This window comes from Lentzea kentuckyensis, from assembly GCF_002150765.1.
GTDB classification, from domain to species: Bacteria; Actinomycetota; Actinomycetes; order Mycobacteriales; family Pseudonocardiaceae; genus Lentzea; species Lentzea kentuckyensis.
Window position 1 is genome coordinate 1 of sequence record NZ_MUYM01000011.1, and the last position, 414, is coordinate 414.

The 414-nt window shown below is 65.2% G+C and carries 1 protein-coding gene; it reads left to right on the forward strand.

Features of this window, described 5'->3' with window-relative positions; genetic code table 11:
* Nucleotides 1-414: hypoxanthine phosphoribosyltransferase (gene hpt / locus B0F77_RS06470; RefSeq protein WP_143466603.1), on the forward strand; the 414-nt coding region annotated here is incomplete at both ends.

Sequence of the window (414 nt, forward strand, 5' to 3'; positions counted from 1 at the left end):
GGTGCTCAAGGGCGCCGTGATGTTCATGGCCGATCTTGCTCGCGCGCTGCCCGTTCCGGTGCAGCTGGAGTTCATGGCCGTTTCGTCCTACGGCTCCTCCACGTCCTCTTCGGGCGTGGTGCGGATCCTGAAGGACCTGGACCGCGACATCGCCGACCGCAACGTGGTGATCGTCGAGGACATCATCGACTCGGGGCTGACCCTGTCGTGGCTGCTGAAGAACCTGCAGTCGCGCAGGCCGCGGTCGTTGGAGGTGTGCACGCTGCTGCGCAAGCCCGACGCGGTGAAGGTCGAGGTGCCGGTGAAGTACGTCGGTTTCGACATCCCGAACGAGTTCGTCGTCGGCTACGGCCTCGACTACGCGGAGCGCTACCGCGACCTGCCCTACATCGGCACGCTGGACCCGAAGGTCTA